Raw genomic sequence first — 17,132 nt, 5'->3', positions numbered from 1 at the left:
ACTACTGCGATTTATAGTGGTCATTAGTTTTTGGTATTTGACCTTTAAGGCTTATCGCATCCAGGGGAGTTGATTAAAGCTAGTGAAAGTGATGCAAACAATTAACATCATTCACCCAAAAAATTCACAGAGAGTATTAATCAATACAGTGTAAGGTAATGTGATTTTGATCACGTTAGATGGATAATGGTTGTTACTGCTATGTATATGAATTTGCGTAGTATTTTGTGCTAGCTAGTGTTTCAAAGTGTAACCCAATGAAGATGATTAAACGAAGCGTTTACTCACCGGGCTTTTTAAGCCTAAGTGACAGGTACAGCCAGGTAGCAGCGACTATTCCTGTTGATAAGGTGCCGTTGTAGCCCCAGCCGATAACAGTGGGTTTAAAGATGAACACTTGTAGCGGAAACAGTAGTGCAAACCAAAGTGCAGCCACTTTAGAGTTAAAGTAGAGCAACATGGTTTTGTTGCAGTGTGGGCATAACTTTTGTGGTCCTTTTGTTTTTAACCCGAGGGTGAAAAAGGGAAACACCTTATCGCAATGTGGGCAGCGCATAGCTAACTTCCTTGAATACAGCTAGTTATAAATAGTTCTTGTAAGTAATCGTTGTGAGTAACAGACATTACTGTATGGCGTTTTGCCGGTGACTTTATTGACCAAACTCACAATGTGTAAGCTTGGGTAGATTTAGCTGGATGTTTATCTTACAAGTTAGCTGTGAATATGCTTGTTGCTGTTTGGGCACTTGTTATCTAGCGGAAAAAGTACGGATTTTAAGCAGATTTTGTTAGTACAAATTTCAACCTTTGCTTGTTACACTGGCTAGAATAATCAACAAATATAATGAATTAATGCAGCTCAAGCACATACAAGGTTACATCCAATCTATTTATTTCGCGGTGTACGACGATAAGATTTTGTTGCTAGATGGTTGTTGTAAAGCCGATGTGGACAGAATTCATGATTACATCACCCTTGATTTGCAGCGGCCAATATCCGATCTCAAAGCCGTAGTGGTCACCCATATGCATCCTGACCATGCTGGTGCTGCAAATCAGCTAAAAGCACGTTATGGCTGTAAAATTATCACTGCTAATGTCACAGGCAATTGGTACAGTGGGTTTGATGGTTGGTGCATGTTCGTTAGTGATATTTTACTGACTAAATGGGTAGCTAGCCGTTTAAAAAAGCCACGAAAAAACATTTGGTATTGGCCACGCCTACAGGCTGATTACTTGTTGAGTGATGGTGATTTGATCCCTGACTTTGAACAATGGCAGGTAGTTGAAACTCAAGGCCATACCGACAGAGACATTTCATTGTTTCATCAGCCGACTAAAACCGTGTATGTCGCCGATTTGGCTGTGCAGGTAAAGAATAAATTTATCCCACCATTTCCAGTTTTTTACCCCAATCGTTATAAAAACTCGCTGCAGAAAATAGAACAGCTGCGACCAAGCAAAGTGATTTTGGCTCATGGTGGAGAAGTAGCAATTACCCATGAGGATTATCTACACCTAGTAAGTCTGGCGCCCACAACGCCAGCGACTCATTGGCGAGCTACCAAATCTAAATTGGCTAAAGTGTTTAAGTCTTAATTTGCTTGTTGAGGGTGCCCTAGCCTAGTTTGACAGGGCATCGTCCCTCATTTTTATATTATGCCGCTAATCTTTGCGGCCAAGAATGCGTAGAATCCGCAAGAATAGATTAATGATATCCATGTATAAGGCTGCCGCGCTATCGATGGCGTTATCGACAGTTTTAGGAATTTGATTCGCTCGTCCCCAATCAAGGCCAATATAACCACAAAAGATCAATACCACTATCCAGTCGATAAAATCGTGGTGAATACCAAAAATAAAGATTTCAATTAGCTCAACGATCACCACTAAAAGCAGTGCGATAAATAGTACGCCCTCAATTCTTTGGAAGAATTGCGGAAACAAGGTGCCCAAACACATCATGGCGATGGTGACGAGCCCGGTAACGCGAATTGCCTCAATTACAATGTCTTGGCTGTACTCACTGACAACTAGGTTAACGATTAACCCAAACGGCACCACAACTAGGTTATAGCCGATAAAGCTGACAATTGGCTTATCAGAAGTATTGAACAAATATACCCCCAACATACATGAAGCAAAGTAACCAATGAGAAACAACAGCGGGTTGACGCTATCGATTAATGCTGGATCTATGGTTGAAACCATATACCAGTTAACTCCAAATCCCCAGCATAGGGTAAGGCCGATGATCAGATTATAAATTGCTGGATTGACTTCAGGCGCGCTGCTAGATACTCGCTCCCAAACACTGTCATTCATTTAAACCCCTTTGTATCAGTGTCGCTATATTAGCGATTAAGAAATTAACTGTTTAATTTTAATAAGTTAACATTACATTCTATCTCAATCACCGAGGCTCTCAATTACATGTAGTCTTTATTTATGGTTAATTTTATAAACCTAGCTGCAGCTCAAGGTTTTGAAACTCATTTATAGGTTGTTGTTCGGTAAAGTGTTACTAATTCAGTGTGTTAACCATGGTTGATTACATTTGGTCTCTTTTTGTCTGTCTAGGTAAGTGCTAGTATGTTGCCAGCTTGTTAACTTGGGCGTAAATCCTAAGAGGAAGTTAATTAGTAAGTGCTATTTAGCCAGAGCTATAGCGCTTGTTGATGAAGACTGATTAAGCGGTCACTTTAATCAGCAAAGGGGCGTAGACCCCGACTTTATTATGTTAAGGGAGCAACATGAAAATACCCGCAGCAATTATGATGCTGGCAGTTAGCTTGACTGTAGCAGGCTGTCAAAGCACAAAAATTAAAGCCAACAAACTGCCAAAAGGCGTCAAAGTCAGTAAGAGTGTGGAAGTGCCAAACACCACACAAATTGCTTACTACCTGCCTAAATCTGCAACTGAGCATCGTTTTTATTTAGACAATTGGAACGTTTGGGTCGAGCCAGGCAAAGGTTTAAAAAATGGCGTTGAAGCTGCTGTAAAAGCTTACTTCCCAAACGCGCTGGCTTTTGATCCTAAGAGTGATACTCAAGTCGGTTTACTAATCGACATGGAACCTAAGTGGAGTTTTGATTCTGGTGATGCGGTAATGACGATGAAATACCGCGTGTTGGATGCCAATCAAAAGGTGATCCGTGAAGGTGAGAAAGAGTATGACAATGCCATTGGTAATATTTCAAGCAACACCGCTTTTTATAATGCGAGCTTGCGCGCGACGCAATTGATTCTGGTTGACGTGCTAAACAAACTGCAGCCAACAGCAACCAAATTCGCTGCCGAGCTCGCTTTAGCTGATGTGAACACCAATGACCTAGTAAATCTTGAAAAACCGGTAAGCACAGGTACCGGATTTTATATCAATGAAAATGGTCAGCTACTCACTGCTGCCCATGTATTGGATAACTGTCTGGTTACCAAGATGAAACTAGGTGATGAAATGCAGCAAGTGAGTATTACGGCTAAATCTGCATTGCTGGATTTGGCGGTCATTGATAGTCACCAGCAGGTAGAGCAGCACTTGCCTTTTCGCATTGATGGTAAGTTTCATTTGGGTGAAACCGTTACCAATGTAGGTTATCCACTACAAGGCCTACTCGCCGCATCGCCCAATCTAACCCGAGGCAATATTAGTTCAAAAACGGCATTGAAAGGTGCGATGGGCAGTTCCAGTTCTCGGCGCCAATTCAGCCTGGCTCAAGTGGCGGGCCTGTTGTTTCTGAGGGCGGTGAATTATTAGGTATTGCAGTTAGCACACTAAACTCAGCCAAGATGATTGAAGCGGGCGTTCTGCCGCAAAATGTTAACTTTGCACTTGAAGCTAAGTACGCAGCTAAATTCCTAGACAAGCACGGCGTTAATTACAGCAAGGTTGAAGCCAACAAAAACGGCAACATTGAGGTTGCAAATCAAGCCGCGCTCGGCTCGGTTGTTCAACTCAACTGCTATCAATAATTGAGGGCCAAGCAAATGAAAAAACTAATTATGGCTGCGGCACTAACTCTGATGTCTGCTAATGCTGTTGCTGAGAAGATTGCCTTACCGCCATTAAATTACACCAGTTACATTGGAGCTGACGAGCTTTACGACAAGCTAAAACAGTCTGAGGTGTTTAGTAATCTTGATAAAGAAAACTTTGGCACGCCGATACGTTTAATTGTGCGTTACCGTACTGAAAACACAGCTGGTGGCTCTGCTGCAGGTTTTACCTCGGCAATTCTAGCCGGTGGCTCGCTCGGTATTTTACCTGTGGTCACCAACAATGATTTTGTACTGACTTATGAGTTGACGGTGCAAAATCAAGTGATAGCAGCAATTGAGTATCGTGAAAACTTCACTGAAGCGGCCAATATGTATCAAGCTGAAGACTTACATCGCCTAGATGGTGATGAGCTAGTTTGGGTGATGACCACCGCTGAGCAATTTATTGAGCAGGTACAAGCTGACCCCGAAGTAAGGTCATTGATTGAAGAGTATGACTATTACTTTGGTGAGTAGCTGACGTCGCTCATTTTGTAATAGAGTGAGCTACGCGCTGTATGTAATGATTTAAGCCACTTTGCCCCTGTGCCAGGATCGATGCCGCTATAGCACATGGTCAAAGTGGTTTTTTTGAGCCTGATACCTAGGCCCTTGTTATGCTGTGTTTAGGCAGCTCTAGTTTAGGCTGCTCTAGTTTAGGTTAAGGGGCCTGATAGCTAATTCGATAAACCGCATTGGCAGCATCATCTGACACTAGAAGTGAGCCATCATTTAACGTTAGCACGGCAACAGGTCGACCCCAGCTTTGTTCGCCTTGTAGCCAGCCTGTGGCAAAGGGCTTGTATTCTTTTACCTTGCTGCCATCTAAGGTGACTTGCATTACCCGATAGCCCACTTTACTGCTGCGATTCCACGAGCCATGCTGGGCGATAAAAATGCTGCCCTGGTACTGCGCAGGGAATTGCTTGCCTAAATAGAATTCCATTCCTAAAGCGGCAACGTGCGCGCCCAAATTTAGCTCAGGCGGAGTATTTAGTTTCGCTTTGGCAGCATCATAAAACTCTGGGTCTTTCACGTCAGCATTGTGCACATAAGGGAAGCCAAAATGTTGCCCCTGCGTTGTCACCCTATTTAACTCATCATCAGGCAAATCATCGCCCATCATGTCGCGACCATTGTCGGTAAACCAAAGCTCTCCAGTTTGCGGGTGGAAGTCAAAACCGACGCTGTTGCGTACACCTTGCGCAACAGTGGTGGCCTGTTTAGTGGTGACATCGAGCTTGAAAATCGATGAATAGGGCAGTGGATCGTCACACACATTACAAGGTGCACCCACAGGTACATATAACAGGCCATCGGGGCCAAATTTAATATTCTTCCATCCATGGTGGCGATCATTAGGTAGTTTGTTATAAACCAGCTCAGGCGCGGGAATGTTTGGCAGACTGTTTTCGATGTCGCGATAGTGCCAGATTTTGTCTACCTCAGCGACATATAAATCACCTTGGTGGTAGGCAAGGCCAGATGGCATAAATAAATCGCTGGCGATCCGGATTTGCTTGTCGGCTTTAAAGTCTTGATTGGTGTCGATTAGTGCATACACGTTACCTGCACGGCGACTACCAACAAAAACCGTCCCCTTATTGCCTAGGGCCATTTGCCGCGCGTTTTCTACGTTTTCTGCATACAGTGAAATACTAAAGCCAGGTGGCAACTTAATCTTTTCAAGCGGTAGCGCATGGCTAGCAGCGCTAAGCATGCTAATACCCAAAGCAGAAGTCGCTAAGATAAGTGATTTTAAAGCGAGTGTGTTTGAAAACCTACGATTAGTCATGGCAGCGTCCTAGCGTTATGTAAGCTGTTGGCATCATGGCAAAAATTCTAATGGTTGAGCAAGTGTTTTTAACTCAATCGCCGTGATGTATTTTTTGCTACAGCAAAGTCACTTAACGGCTTTAACGACTATTAAGTTAGCGCCTTTTAAGGCAAAATAGCGCCCCAATTATCGGTTGCAGCAAATAAGGGCAAACAATGACTCAATTGACCATTACCACTCCAGATGATTGGCACCTACACTTTCGCGATGGCGACATGCTAGGTGAAACGGTTCCAGCAACGGCGCGACTATTTAAACGTGCGATTGTTATGCCTAACCTTGTACCACCAGTGACCACTGCTCAAATGGCATCTGACTACCGCGATCGCATTAATGCTGCGCGCCCACAAGGTCGTGAGTTTGAGCCACTAATGACGCTATTTTTAACCAATAACACCACAGCGCAAGACATCATTGATGCTAAAGCCGCTGGCGTTGTTGCTGCAAAATTATATCCAGCTGGTGCAACTACCAACTCAGATGCAGCGGTCAAAGCGCTTGATGCTTTATTCCCAATCTTTGAAGTCATGGCTGAGCAAGGTATGTTGCTGCTTATTCACGGTGAAGTGACTGAGTCACACATTGATATTTTCGATCGCGAGAAGGTATTTATCGATCGTTACATGTCGCGCATTGTGAAAGCGATGCCGAACTTGAAAGTCGTGTTTGAGCACATTACCACTAAAGATGCTGCTGAGTTTGTGGCTGATGCTGCTGACAATATTGCCGCTACCATTACGCCGCAGCACTTGTTGCTTAACCGCAATGATTTATTAGTTGGTGGCGTACGCCCACACAACTTCTGCTTGCCAGTGCTTAAGCGCAACATTCACCAGGAAGCATTGCAAAAAGCGGTTGCGACAGGCTCGAAGAAATTCTTCCTAGGTACAGATTCTGCGCCGCATGAGAAGCACCGTAAAGAGTCAGCTTGTGGCTGCGCTGGTTGCTACAGTGCTTGGTCTGCCCTAGAGCTTTATGCGCAAGTATTTGATGATTTGGGCGTGCTAGATAAGTTAGAAGGTTTTGCCAGCCATCACGGTGCAGACTTCTACGGCCTGCCTCGTAACACAGGTACAGTCACGCTTGTGAAGGAAGACTGGGTGGTACCAGAGCAAATCATTTTGCCAAACGGTAATCCAATTGTGCCTTTCTTTGCCGGTGAAACGGTTAAGTGGAAGGTAAAAGCATAATACTAACCGGTTAACGGAAATTTGAAAGCCAGCATAGTTGCTGGCTTTTTTGTTTGAAAGCGTTTGCTAATTTTGTTTAATACCAATCAGCATAAGAATGATCACATTCTTATGCTGATTGGTATAACTTGATTATTTCGCGTCAGACCTTAACACCAGCTCTACACGGCGGTTTTGTTTCTTACCTGCGTCATTCATATTGCTAGCGACTGGTGCGTATTCACCTAAACCTATGGCTTCGATTTGCTTTTTAGCAATTTGATGCTGCTCGATTAATCGTTTTTCAACCGCTTTGGCACGCTTTTCTGACAGAGTTTTGTTGTAGTGCTGCTTGCCTTGATCGTCAGTATGACCCACTACATAAAAACGCAGCTTAGGGTTTTGCTTTAAGTAAGTTGCGACCACCTCAACGACAGGCAAGGCTTCAGGCAACAGCTTGTCGCTGTCGAACTCAAATAATAAGCCATCTAACGCGACATGACCTGTTTGGGCTATTTTATCGGTTAATCCGTCCAAGTCGATGGTAACTCGCTGATCGTTCAGTGCGGTCTCTTCCACTATTCGCACTTCACTATAAAGGCCGCCAATGTAACCCAGAGTATAGGTCATTACATGCACTGTGCCGGTTGGCCTTTGTAGCTGATATAAGCGGTAATGCTGGCTATCTTCCATGCCAATATTTGCAAGTGCATCTATGCGTTGTTGGAATTGGGTGTCGCTACCACATTCCCTGGCAACACATTGATAAATCTGTTTAAAACCAAGCTTGCCGAGTGCAGCTTTGTAGTTGGCGTCGACTTCATATTCTGAGTACGACCTTGGTAGGTTGTAGTTAATGTCAGTGACTTTGCCTTCAAATGCTTGGGTGATAAATTTCTTGTTTTTCTTATCGGTAATGAGTTTTGTTTGACCAAATTGGAACTGTTTGTAGTCCGCAATATATGCACCAGGCATACGGGATAGCATTGGATGATCTTGACTGCCGCGCTCATCTTTGCTGCTGCGATCCTTCACAGCAATTTCACTGACTTCTGCTTGTAAATAGTCATTGTCTAATTTGATAAGGTCCAGTGGTTCATCAATCAGCTCAATGGTATCGACAGTAACTGTGGTTTCTCGTTTCCAATTAGCTGCGTAAATAGAAGTATATAGTGTCTTGTTATCAAGCTTAATTAATGCGGTAGCAATTTGGGGGTTTCTTGATGAAGTATCGCTTGGCGCTTTAATAAACTGCTTGAGTTTTGAGTCTTTGCCGCAGGCTTCGCCACTGCAGCTAAAAATGAGTTCGCCATTTAACTGCTTAATGTGTTGTAGATAATTATTAAGCATATTTTGCGGAGTATTCTCAGGACTTAAATCATAGCTAATGCGGGTGAGTTTGCCTTTGACCTCTTTCGCGGTGATTTTGGGTTTTGTTGCTGTAATTAGCTGATACGGCGAATAGTTTCTGATAAGGGAAGTGGTGTCTTTTACCTTTGCTGGCGGCTCAAACAGTACGGCTTCTACCTCGGCGGCAATACTTGGAGTGCTAAGCAGGGCGATACTTGTGCATGTTAGTGCTAATTTACGCAAAAGAGTCATAGCTAAATCCGTTTAAAAAATGCGCCCATCAGTGATGGGCGCTTTGTGGGTTAAAGGTTTTTGAAGTGTTCAAACAGGGCTTGGCTAAAGCCTTCGCTGTTGTCATAGGTATAAACAAACTGTGGGTAGGCGTTCGCCCAAAAATCCGTAGTATGTAATTCGATGTGCTCTAATTGCCTAGGCACCCCGTCTAGCCTAACCGTGTAATATTCTTTGAGAGAGTAGGGCTCTAAACCAGGAAGGTGAGACGCGTCGTCAATTTCAATAATGTCAGTTCCGTTGGGACCTTGCAGTAATGTCCAGCGATTAGTTTGGCCTTCTAGTGGGTGGTAGAAGGTTTTTTCAGCCTCGTTAATCTGTAGGTCAAGAGGGTCTTCATTTGGAAATAAACTCCTTACCACAATACTGGTGCTAAGCTGCTCTATCTCGTCGATTGCACTGCTCAGCTCATAAGTTTCGTAGTCATCTTTTATGCGGCACATTACGTCTTTATCTTGCACTGCATCAAAGGTATACATGACGCCCGGCCAGCTAATGTCAGCCAATGCTAGTGGTGCTGGTGTTGCAGCGATGATTGACTCCCAAAAATCAGACTGAGTATCTACCTTAGTAAAGGTAAACGTCATGTGTGCATCTGACACCATAAATTGCGTTGTGAGCGAATTATCGACATAGATATAAGGTGCAATGGGCTCTGTCGGCGTGATGCCATCGATTTGCTCCCAACTCAGCTCAGTATGGTTCCAACATTCCCGTATTTGCTCTTCGCCAACCTCCGAGCCAGGCTCTTGTGCGTAATCAAATATGTGGTGGTTGAACCCGTCAGTTGATAAGGTGCCGAGTAATTGCTTGTTGGTATCGTCACTAACACCAACAAAAACTACACTTGGGGTCAAGTTTAAGGTAATTAAGTTACTCAAGCCTTCATCTTCGCTAAAGAAGTTAGCTTCAACGATTTGCCAATCATTTGCGCTCATAATGCGATCATCGAATGGGTTTTCAATATGCCCAAGCATGGTCAAGGAGTTGTTGATGAGAAAGCTAAATTCAAGTGGGTCGCTCGCTAGGTAGTCTTCAATCGATAAACTTGAGCCCTCAATGAGTGTTTTCGCTTGCTGGTGGATGTGCAACAACAGTTCTTCAAGCTTTAGTGCTTCAAAGGCTATATCTGCTAGCACTAGTTCTAAATAGCCAAGGAGTCGTTCAATGATGACGATTTTTTTTTGAAGATATTCTTCGTTCGTAAACAGATAAGGGTTAGCTTCAGCTTCTTCAAGCAAGCCTTTTAGAATGGTTTCTAGTTTGCTCAGTAATAGCTCAACCTCTGCTTCAGGTAAGTCTTGAGCTATCATTTCAAGCAAGCGGCGAACTTCAAGGTGGGTGAGGTAGTTAATTTTACCTTGGTGAGCTTGTCTTGCCATTAGCTTAGCTTGTCCGTCATTGTTTACGACAGCTTCATATGTTGGCTTGTTAGCAGCATTTGGTTTAGTTGGAGCCGCGTTAATTTCCAGTTTAGTTGGTGAAATACTCGCTGGTGCTGCTTGATTCCAGCTGGCGACAAGCATGTACTCCGGTGCTTCAACCTCACTTGTCCAATCGATTTGATATTTGCCCTCAACGTCCGTTACGGAAGTAGGCTCGTAGGTATCACAAAGTTGGTTTTGGTTTAAATCAACACAGACATCAGCACCACTTACCAATTGATGATAAGCCACAACCCCACTCACTTGATGGTCATAGGTTGTTGTAACTGGAGGATTATCTGGTTGCGTGTCTTCATCAGGTTTGTCCGTATTTGATGAACCACCACAGCCACTGAGCAAATAAATTGAAAGTAATGATGCGACAACTGTTTTTTTAGGAAGTTTATTAGAAATAAAATGGTGTGATTGCACTGTGTGTCCTTACTGGCAATAAAAGAAGTGGCTATTAAAACACAAGTTTTATATGTCTTCTAGATGATTAAGGTTAACTTTGTTTTTAATTGTTTTGTCGTATTGCTTGCGCCTAGTTTGTTGCCTGTTTTTTGTTTATCTAATTTGGTGTCAATTGGTTTTCTTCTCCTATCTTTTAGTATTACTTGATGTTTTTATTTCTTTTTTTTGAAAGCGCTTTCTTTTATTTTTATTGTAATTATAAAGTGCTAGTTTTTTTGTTTTTATTTGAAATTAACCGCTAATGGTATGGTGTTTTGTAAATTTTAATTAATTTGTAATAAAAACTCTTAAGTCCTAAACCCCTTATTATACCTAAGTTTTTTAAAGGTCTTACCCTGATAGGGTGTTGTTATTCTCTTGTATACACCCTTAGTGATTATTGAAAGGTAAATAGCTTGTGAAAGAATTAACCAACTATTCACCTGTATAATAAGGAAAGTACGATGTTTAACAAAAAACAGAAAGGCCAAGGTATGGTCGAATACATCATCATTGTGGCGCTTATCGCTGTGTCTGCAATTGGTGTATACAGTTTCTTTGGTAAAACTATTCGCAACCAAGTTGCTGGTTTGTCTCAGGAAATGTCTGGTAATAGTGCAAGTGGTCAAATCCAGCAGGCGTCTGATGCTGCAGATGATGCAGATGATGTTGCGGATAAAAACTACAACCTAGGTAGTTACGATGACGCTGCAAACTCAAGCGCTGCGTCGGGAACCAACTAATTATTCTAAGGCAGCTTCGGCTGCCTTTAGTTCTATTTCGAGGTTGGAGTATGCGTAAGTTTCAAAGTGGTCAGGGGCTCGTTGAATATTTAATTATAGCTGCACTGATTGCTGTTTCTGCAATTGGTGTTTATAGCTTTTTTGGCAAAACTATACGTAATCAAGTTGCTGGTTTATCTGCGGAAGTATCCGGGCAAAGTGCCTCGGGGCAAATATCTCAAGCTAGCGATGCAGCAGATTCTGCTGATGATATTGCTGATAAAAACTATAATTTAGGTAGTTACGACTCGGCTGCTAACTCAGCGGCAAGCTCATCAGGTTCAGGCTCAGGTAATTCAGGTCAGCCAGTTCAAGACTAATTAATCTTATTGCCGGTAAGGCTAATTATCATTTGTGGTGTCTTAAGTTATTCAAGGAAAGAATAATATGTTGAATGCGCTAGCAATATCAAAACAGCGCGGTCAATCAATGGTTTTATCACTTGCATTGATGACATTTGCGCTCATGACAGTTTTATACAGCTACAACACATCTAAAGTAAATTTAGAATCAAGCAAGTTGCAAAATACGGCTGATAATGCTGCTTACAGTGCTGCGACTTTTATTGCGCGTGATTATAACTTTAAGGCTTACACCAACCGTGCCTCTGTCGCAAACCAGGTAGCGATAGCGCAAATGGTTGGACTCTCTTCCTGGTTCAACATGACAGATCGTTTTGCTCGTAATGCATGTAATACGCTTTGTTGGATCCCTTATGTAGGTAATGTCATCAATGCGATTAAGAACGTTGTTGGCCCTATAAACCGAGGCGTCCAGCAATTTGTTAATGTTGCTGTGCGTGTTGAAAATGTCATGTTGCGAGGTTTAAGTATATCGCAGCAGATTATGCATTATGCCGGTGCAGTTTCTTCAATAGAGTCTACCCAAGATATTGTTGAAGCTAATGACCCCAATTCCCAGCTGGATTTGATGCAAAACCCTCTAATGCTGCAGGATGTGCGGCATGCCTGGTTTACTTTTCAAAAGCGCCATTCGCGAACGAGTAGGGCTTCACGAACACAATTCAATGAGTTCAAACAGGTTACCATGGCGTCACGCGATCGTTTTAGTAGTAACCGAACATACAGACTTGGTAGTCCTTGGTCCGGATCCATTCCATTCTTTAAGTGGAAGGTAATCAAAGCGGGTGGTTCGGATCTTATTTCAAATGGCAATCGCCGTGCTGAAACCTGGACCTCAATGGACTCGATTAGTTATCACTATAAGTATTGGGGTTGTAGCTGGTTTCGGTGTCGCTGGCGTGGATACTATGAAGTTCCGCTTGGTTGGGGCGGCACTCGCTCTGATACACGAGCAAACATGAATCGTGTTGGAAACAATCGTTCTTGGGGTGCTAGTCGTTCCAATAATCGTAGCGGCTCTCGTTTAGCAGCAAGAAACCAGCAGCGTAAAGGTAGTTATTCTGGAGTGCAGCCGTTTTATGGTTTGTCGAACAGTGCCAATCGTCGAAGCGAAACTGACAACATTTCTATTGTCGTGTCTAAAGAGCAAAACAACTTACGTACCACAAGCCAGATTAACAGTCAGGATACAGGTGTCGACCCAGCGAATGATGAGAGCTTACTTGGCGATCGTTTGTCCTCGTTGGCTTCTGCTCAAGCTTATTACTCTCGCCCTCGTGACTTAATGATGTCCACTTCAGCTTGGGCTCGTGGAGATAGTCGTCACGAATACGGCAATCTTTACAACCCGTTTTGGCAAGTGAGACTCGCGGAGTCGACTAATAGTGACCGTTCGGTTGTCTACGCTATAACGAGGTTCTTGTAATGGTGTGTAAGCATACTAAGCAACTTGGTCAGGCACTAATCGAAAGCATTATTGGTTTATCGTTTGTGATTGTTCCATTGCTGTTGTTATTGCCGCTCATGTCGAAAATGACCGCAGTGCAGCATCGAGCTCAAGAAGCTTCACATTACAATGCGTGGGAGCGCACGGTATGGCGAGAATCAAATCCTAGCCGCTTCACCAGTTCTGGCGGAGGCGTTGTTGCCAAGCGCACTGATGCTGAAATCGCTAAAACAATCCCTTGGCGTTTTTATCAGGGCAACGGTCAAAAACTTGCTAGCAACTATCAACAACAGTGGAGTTGGGATGACAAAACTCACCCGCTGTTACATTACAAGATTGATCAGGCAGCTCAAGGCGCCGAACTGGTGCTGACTTCAAATGCGCAAAATCCTCAAGATGAACTTGAAAGTGACCGTTTAGGTTCTGGTGATAATGCCTATGAAGTACCTGGTCGAGTTGCATCGGGGGTCAACAGCGCATTAAACCTACTGTCGTATACAGGCTTTTCTTTAGAATCCCGTCCTTACTATCGTACGTATGTCGAAACTGACTTTGAGCCTTTCTATTTGGAACCTTTCGATAGCATGAACCTAACTTTTCGTAGCGATAGTGCGATATTGGCTTCTGGCTGGAATGCTGGTGGGGCAAGGCATGTCGAGAATCGTGTTAGAGATTTGGTTCTTACCAATTATCTCAATATGGGCATTATTCGCACCGGGCAACGAGCGCTAAGTTGGATTCCATTTGGCCGCAGTTTAAGTCCCAGCCGTCTGCGTTTAGGGCATGTTGACCCTAATACTTTACCAAATAGTCGCCTGTGTACCTATGGCACCCGAAACTGTGGTGGATAACATGATTCATATCCTTATATCTCGCGCGGCCATCGTGCTTTTAGCGTTAATTTGTTTTGCTGCCCACGCTGACAGGTGGCCGCAAATTCAGTTTCCAAAAGATGCTGAGGTGAATGTTGTTGCAGACGACATGCTCTATAACGGCTACCCAATGCGTACTTGGCATTTACGTGACAAACAAAGCCAAATGATGCTAGCAAGCTTTTTTAAAAAGCAATGGCAGAACAAAAGTGACAAGTTCGACGCACGGATGTTTAACGGTGATTACGTAATCAATAGTTTGCAACGTCCTTACTTACTGACTGCGCGAATTAAACAAGATTATCAAGGCACTATTGCGTATATCGGCATTACTAAAAATCTCGATGAGCTCGCTCTAAAGCGTGTTGATAATGATTTTCCAACTCCTTCAGGGAGTGAGGTGATGTCAAATATTCAATCCACCGACCTCTACAAGAAAGGTCATACCCTAATGGTTAAGTCTGGCAAGAGCTTATCTGCCAGTTACCACTTTTATCGAGAGTATTATCAACGCCGAGGGTGGGTAGAGGTATCGAGTATCTTGGACAATCAGGCTGGTAAAGCTGCGCTACAAATGAGTCAAGGTGCCAACGTGGTTGATATCAGTTTTTTCACACAAGAGTCCGCAGTCATTATTGTGGCCAACCAAGTCAAGGAAGGGTAGTTACAGCATGTGTTGCTATGGTCGTTTTCCATTGAAATCAAGTGCTAGGGGACAAGCGTCTATTGAGTACCTTGTCGTCTGTGGTGCGCTAGTCGCCGCGCTATTAACACCAGTACAAAATGATATGAGTGTGCTTGAGCTTTGTGTGCAAGCTCTTAGAGAGTGGTACACGGCGTTTGCCTACACCAAATCTCTCACAGTTTTACCAGGTCAATAATTAGGTTTCCAACATGCAATTAAAAGCGTTTGATTTTAACTGGGTTTTACTCATTGTCGCCTTAGTTTTAGGCGGAATTTCTGCTTGGGCAACCAAGAATTATTTTATAACTAAAGAGCAGCAAATTCGTGATGAGCTGTCGCGTGACAATATCGTTATGGCGGATGTCGTAGTGGCAACCAAAGAGCTTAGAAAGGGCGATATTATCTCCCAGCAAAACATGTCCGTAAGGCGTATTGAAGCTGACACTTTACCACTTGATGCAGTGCATCCTAGTGACTTCGGCGCAGTTGAAGGACAAATGGTGTTAGCTGCAATGGCACCAGGTCGGCCGCTGCTTGAATCTTACTTACCAGGAATGAGCGTCGCTCAGTTTTCCGACATGCTAAAAGATGGTGAGCGAGCAGTGACGATTGATATTGATGATATTAACTCAACAGCAGGCATGTTGGTGCCATCTGACAAAATTGACCTGTTTGTAGCTTATGACGATGACGTTAATGATGACACCTACAAGAAGTTGCAATTACTCATAGAAAACGCTGTTGTGCTCGCCACAGGGCGTCGCAGTATTGATGTGAACCCAGAGCTTGTTGACACCCTTTATGACAATCCCAATGCTTACAACACGGTTACTTTAGCGTTATCTGTTGAAGATGCTGTTCGAGTGTCGCTTGCTCGAGATATGGGGAATTTGTCACCTTACTAAGAAATCAAACCGAGTCACAACCTGTGGCTTTTCAGTCATTACGAGAAGATCAGGTGTTTAACGCCGGTGATATCAGCTTCGGCAACGAAGTTGAAATGATCATTGGGGTGGTGGCATACAGACACGCAACGAAACTTACGACTTACCAAAGGAAGCTCTAGAGCAATTAAGCCAGGTTGAGGCTAGCACATCACTATGAAAAATATACTAATAACTATCTTGGCATGGACGCTGTTGTTACTGCCTAATTTTTCGATCGCCCACAATAATACGCCTTTTAAATTATATGTTGGTGCAGTCGAGCTTTACAAAGCGAAAAATGTTGAACGAGTTGTCGTAGGTAACGGCAATGTACTTAGCGCCAAAGTGGTTGACGACAAAGGAGTGATCCTAATTGGTGAGTCTGCCGGTGAAACTGACCTACAGCTATGGCAAAAAAACGGCAAGATAATCAAGTTAAGTGTGACAGTTACACCTGATAACAGCATTAAAAGTACGGCCACAATTAAGCGTATGTTATCAGCTTTTCCATCTTTAACTGTCACCGAGAATGACGGCTTGATAATCGTGCAAGGTAAGGCGGAGTCATCTCAGAAAGAGCAGCTAGAAAAAATCCTTTCCGCTAGCCCCAATATTGTTTCCCTAGTCAAGTATTTGGAATATGCCAAGCAAATGGAGCCTATGGTGCGTATGCAGGTACGTATTGTGGAGTTCAACAAAACGACATTGCAAGATATTGGTGTGAAGTGGGACTCTTCGATGGCCGGACCTGCGTATGGTGCAGCTAAAGCATTTTCTTCAAACCCAATTTTTAGTGTGGCTTCTCCTGGGCAATACGTTGAGGGGATTAGCGGAGCTATCAATGACTCTATAGGTGTACTTGATTCTCGCGGTTGGAGCTATTTTGGCATCGTGACCGGCATTGGTTCGCAAATACAACTACTGTCCGAAAAAGGTGATGCTCGTTTGCTCGCAGAGCCTAACTTGGCGACTAGAAGCGGTGAAGCAGCCTCGTTTATTGCCGGTGGTGAATTCCCAATACCTGTGCTTAGCGGCCTTGGTGCAGCAGACGTAGAGTTCAAAGAGTACGGTATTAAGTTAGATATCGAGCCCGTAGTTGACGAACAACAAAACATCATTAGCCGTGTAAGTGCTGAGGTGAGCTCAATCGACCCATCTACCGCGGTCGGTGATATTCCTGGATTACTTACTCGTCGCACAGAGTCTGTTATTAACGTTAAAAATAACGAAACCATTGTTATTTCGGGTTTGGTAAATAGTGAGATGTCTAAAGTGGTAAATAAATTTCCATTCTTAGGCGATATTCCGGTTATTGGCGAGCTGTTTAAGTCTCGGGATTTCAGGGACAAAAAGAGTGAGCTAGTGATTTTTGTGACCCCGACAGTGATTTACCCAGGTGAAGAAAGCCATGACAAGCAATTAGCTCGCGGGCGAGAGTTAGCTGGTGATGCGACAGAACTTGAAGCTTTTTATATCTTGGATTAGGGAGCTGTAG

At 43.5% G+C, this 17,132-nt stretch carries 18 protein-coding genes; 13 read left to right on the top strand and 5 right to left on the bottom strand.

The features are described from left to right. Positions 1 to 280: 280 nt before the first annotated feature. Entirely contained in the window at positions 281 to 556 is a 276-nt protein-coding gene (locus EXU30_RS07380; RefSeq protein WP_130598762.1) for a hypothetical protein, read from the bottom strand. Between the two features lie 296 nt (positions 557 to 852). Between EXU30_RS07380 and EXU30_RS07375 the strand changes: the two genes are divergently transcribed. After that, positions 853 to 1,599, top strand: coding sequence for an MBL fold metallo-hydrolase (locus EXU30_RS07375; RefSeq protein WP_130598760.1), 747 nt, complete (start codon positions 853 to 855; stop codon positions 1,597 to 1,599). Between the two features lie 66 nt (positions 1,600 to 1,665). Here the strand turns inward: EXU30_RS07375 and EXU30_RS07370 are convergent, their stop codons facing one another. Beyond that, positions 1,666 to 2,325, bottom strand: coding sequence for a Bax inhibitor-1 family protein (locus EXU30_RS07370; RefSeq protein ID WP_130598758.1), 660 nt, complete (start codon positions 2,323 to 2,325; stop codon positions 1,666 to 1,668). Between the two features lie 428 nt (positions 2,326 to 2,753). Between EXU30_RS07370 and EXU30_RS07365 the strand changes: the two genes are divergently transcribed. The 3 genes from EXU30_RS07365 to EXU30_RS07360 are packed head-to-tail and all read left to right on the top strand — an operon-like array spanning position 2,754 to position 4,516. Next, positions 2,754 to 3,758 (top strand): S1 family peptidase, encoded by a 1,005-nt coding sequence (locus EXU30_RS07365; protein ID WP_242620345.1) that lies wholly within the window; start codon positions 2,754 to 2,756, stop codon positions 3,756 to 3,758. 32 nt (positions 3,759 to 3,790) lie between these two features. After that, complete coding sequence (locus EXU30_RS20510; RefSeq protein WP_242620344.1) at positions 3,791 to 3,973, top strand: hypothetical protein; 183 nt, start codon at positions 3,791 to 3,793, stop codon at positions 3,971 to 3,973. 15 nt (positions 3,974 to 3,988) lie between these two features. Continuing rightward, entirely contained in the window at positions 3,989 to 4,516 is a 528-nt protein-coding gene (locus tag EXU30_RS07360) for a hypothetical protein (protein WP_130598756.1), read from the top strand. Positions 4,517 to 4,700: 184 nt separating this feature from the next. Here EXU30_RS07360 and EXU30_RS07355 read toward each other — a convergent pair whose 3' ends face one another. Beyond that, entirely contained in the window at positions 4,701 to 5,834 is a 1,134-nt protein-coding gene (locus EXU30_RS07355) for a PQQ-dependent sugar dehydrogenase (protein ID WP_207234105.1), read from the bottom strand. A gap of 197 nt (positions 5,835 to 6,031) precedes the next feature. On the opposite strand from EXU30_RS07355, the gene pyrC reads away from it, so the two are divergent. Next, positions 6,032 to 7,066: a dihydroorotase gene (gene pyrC / locus EXU30_RS07350; protein ID WP_130598754.1), complete on the top strand. Its 1,035-nt coding sequence runs from the start codon at positions 6,032 to 6,034 to the stop codon at positions 7,064 to 7,066. 132 nt (positions 7,067 to 7,198) lie between these two features. On the opposite strand, the gene EXU30_RS07345 is transcribed toward pyrC, so the two are convergent. Together EXU30_RS07345 and EXU30_RS07340 are read right to left on the bottom strand one after the other, a co-directional pair. Beyond that, a complete protein-coding gene (locus EXU30_RS07345; RefSeq protein ID WP_130598752.1) occupies positions 7,199 to 8,647 on the bottom strand; it encodes an OmpA family protein in 1,449 nt (482 codons plus the stop codon). Positions 8,648 to 8,697: 50 nt separating this feature from the next. Continuing rightward, positions 8,698 to 10,542 carry a hypothetical protein gene (locus EXU30_RS07340; protein WP_130598750.1) on the bottom strand — a complete coding sequence of 615 codons (1,845 nt, stop codon included), beginning with the start codon at positions 10,540 to 10,542 and terminating at the stop codon, positions 8,698 to 8,700. 485 nt (positions 10,543 to 11,027) lie between these two features. Here EXU30_RS07340 and EXU30_RS07335 point away from each other — a divergent pair, with 485 nt between their 5' ends. From EXU30_RS07335 to EXU30_RS07300, 8 genes are all read left to right on the top strand, one after another. Next, a complete protein-coding gene (locus EXU30_RS07335; protein ID WP_130598748.1) occupies positions 11,028 to 11,306 on the top strand; it encodes a Flp family type IVb pilin in 279 nt (92 codons plus the stop codon). Between the two features lie 50 nt (positions 11,307 to 11,356). Beyond that, positions 11,357 to 11,665 carry a Flp family type IVb pilin gene (locus tag EXU30_RS07330; protein WP_130598746.1) on the top strand — a complete coding sequence of 103 codons (309 nt, stop codon included), beginning with the start codon at positions 11,357 to 11,359 and terminating at the stop codon, positions 11,663 to 11,665. 67 nt (positions 11,666 to 11,732) lie between these two features. Further along, positions 11,733 to 13,133: a Tad domain-containing protein gene (locus EXU30_RS07325; RefSeq protein ID WP_242620343.1), complete on the top strand. Its 1,401-nt coding sequence runs from the start codon at positions 11,733 to 11,735 to the stop codon at positions 13,131 to 13,133. Next, complete coding sequence (locus EXU30_RS07320; protein ID WP_130598744.1) at positions 13,133 to 14,005, top strand: hypothetical protein; 873 nt, start codon at positions 13,133 to 13,135, stop codon at positions 14,003 to 14,005. The genes EXU30_RS07325 and EXU30_RS07320 overlap by 1 nt, the downstream gene beginning before the upstream one ends. A 1-nt stretch (position 14,006) precedes the next feature. Next, on the top strand, positions 14,007 to 14,690 hold the full coding sequence (locus tag EXU30_RS07315) for a hypothetical protein (RefSeq protein ID WP_210147080.1): 684 nt from the start codon (positions 14,007 to 14,009) through the stop codon (positions 14,688 to 14,690). A 31-nt stretch (positions 14,691 to 14,721) separates the two neighbouring features. Beyond that, positions 14,722 to 14,907 carry a hypothetical protein gene (locus tag EXU30_RS07310; protein ID WP_242620342.1) on the top strand — a complete coding sequence of 62 codons (186 nt, stop codon included), beginning with the start codon at positions 14,722 to 14,724 and terminating at the stop codon, positions 14,905 to 14,907. A gap of 13 nt (positions 14,908 to 14,920) precedes the next feature. Continuing rightward, positions 14,921 to 15,616 carry a Flp pilus assembly protein CpaB gene (gene cpaB, locus EXU30_RS07305; RefSeq protein WP_242620341.1) on the top strand — a complete coding sequence of 232 codons (696 nt, stop codon included), beginning with the start codon at positions 14,921 to 14,923 and terminating at the stop codon, positions 15,614 to 15,616. A 195-nt stretch (positions 15,617 to 15,811) separates the two neighbouring features. Further along, positions 15,812 to 17,122: a type II and III secretion system protein family protein gene (locus tag EXU30_RS07300; RefSeq protein WP_130598740.1), complete on the top strand. Its 1,311-nt coding sequence runs from the start codon at positions 15,812 to 15,814 to the stop codon at positions 17,120 to 17,122. Positions 17,123 to 17,132: the final 10 nt, after the last annotated feature.

It is taken from the genome of Shewanella maritima, from assembly GCF_004295345.1.
Classification (GTDB): domain Bacteria; phylum Pseudomonadota; class Gammaproteobacteria; order Enterobacterales; family Shewanellaceae; genus Shewanella; species Shewanella maritima.
This window is presented reverse-complemented; position numbering and strand designations above follow the sequence as displayed.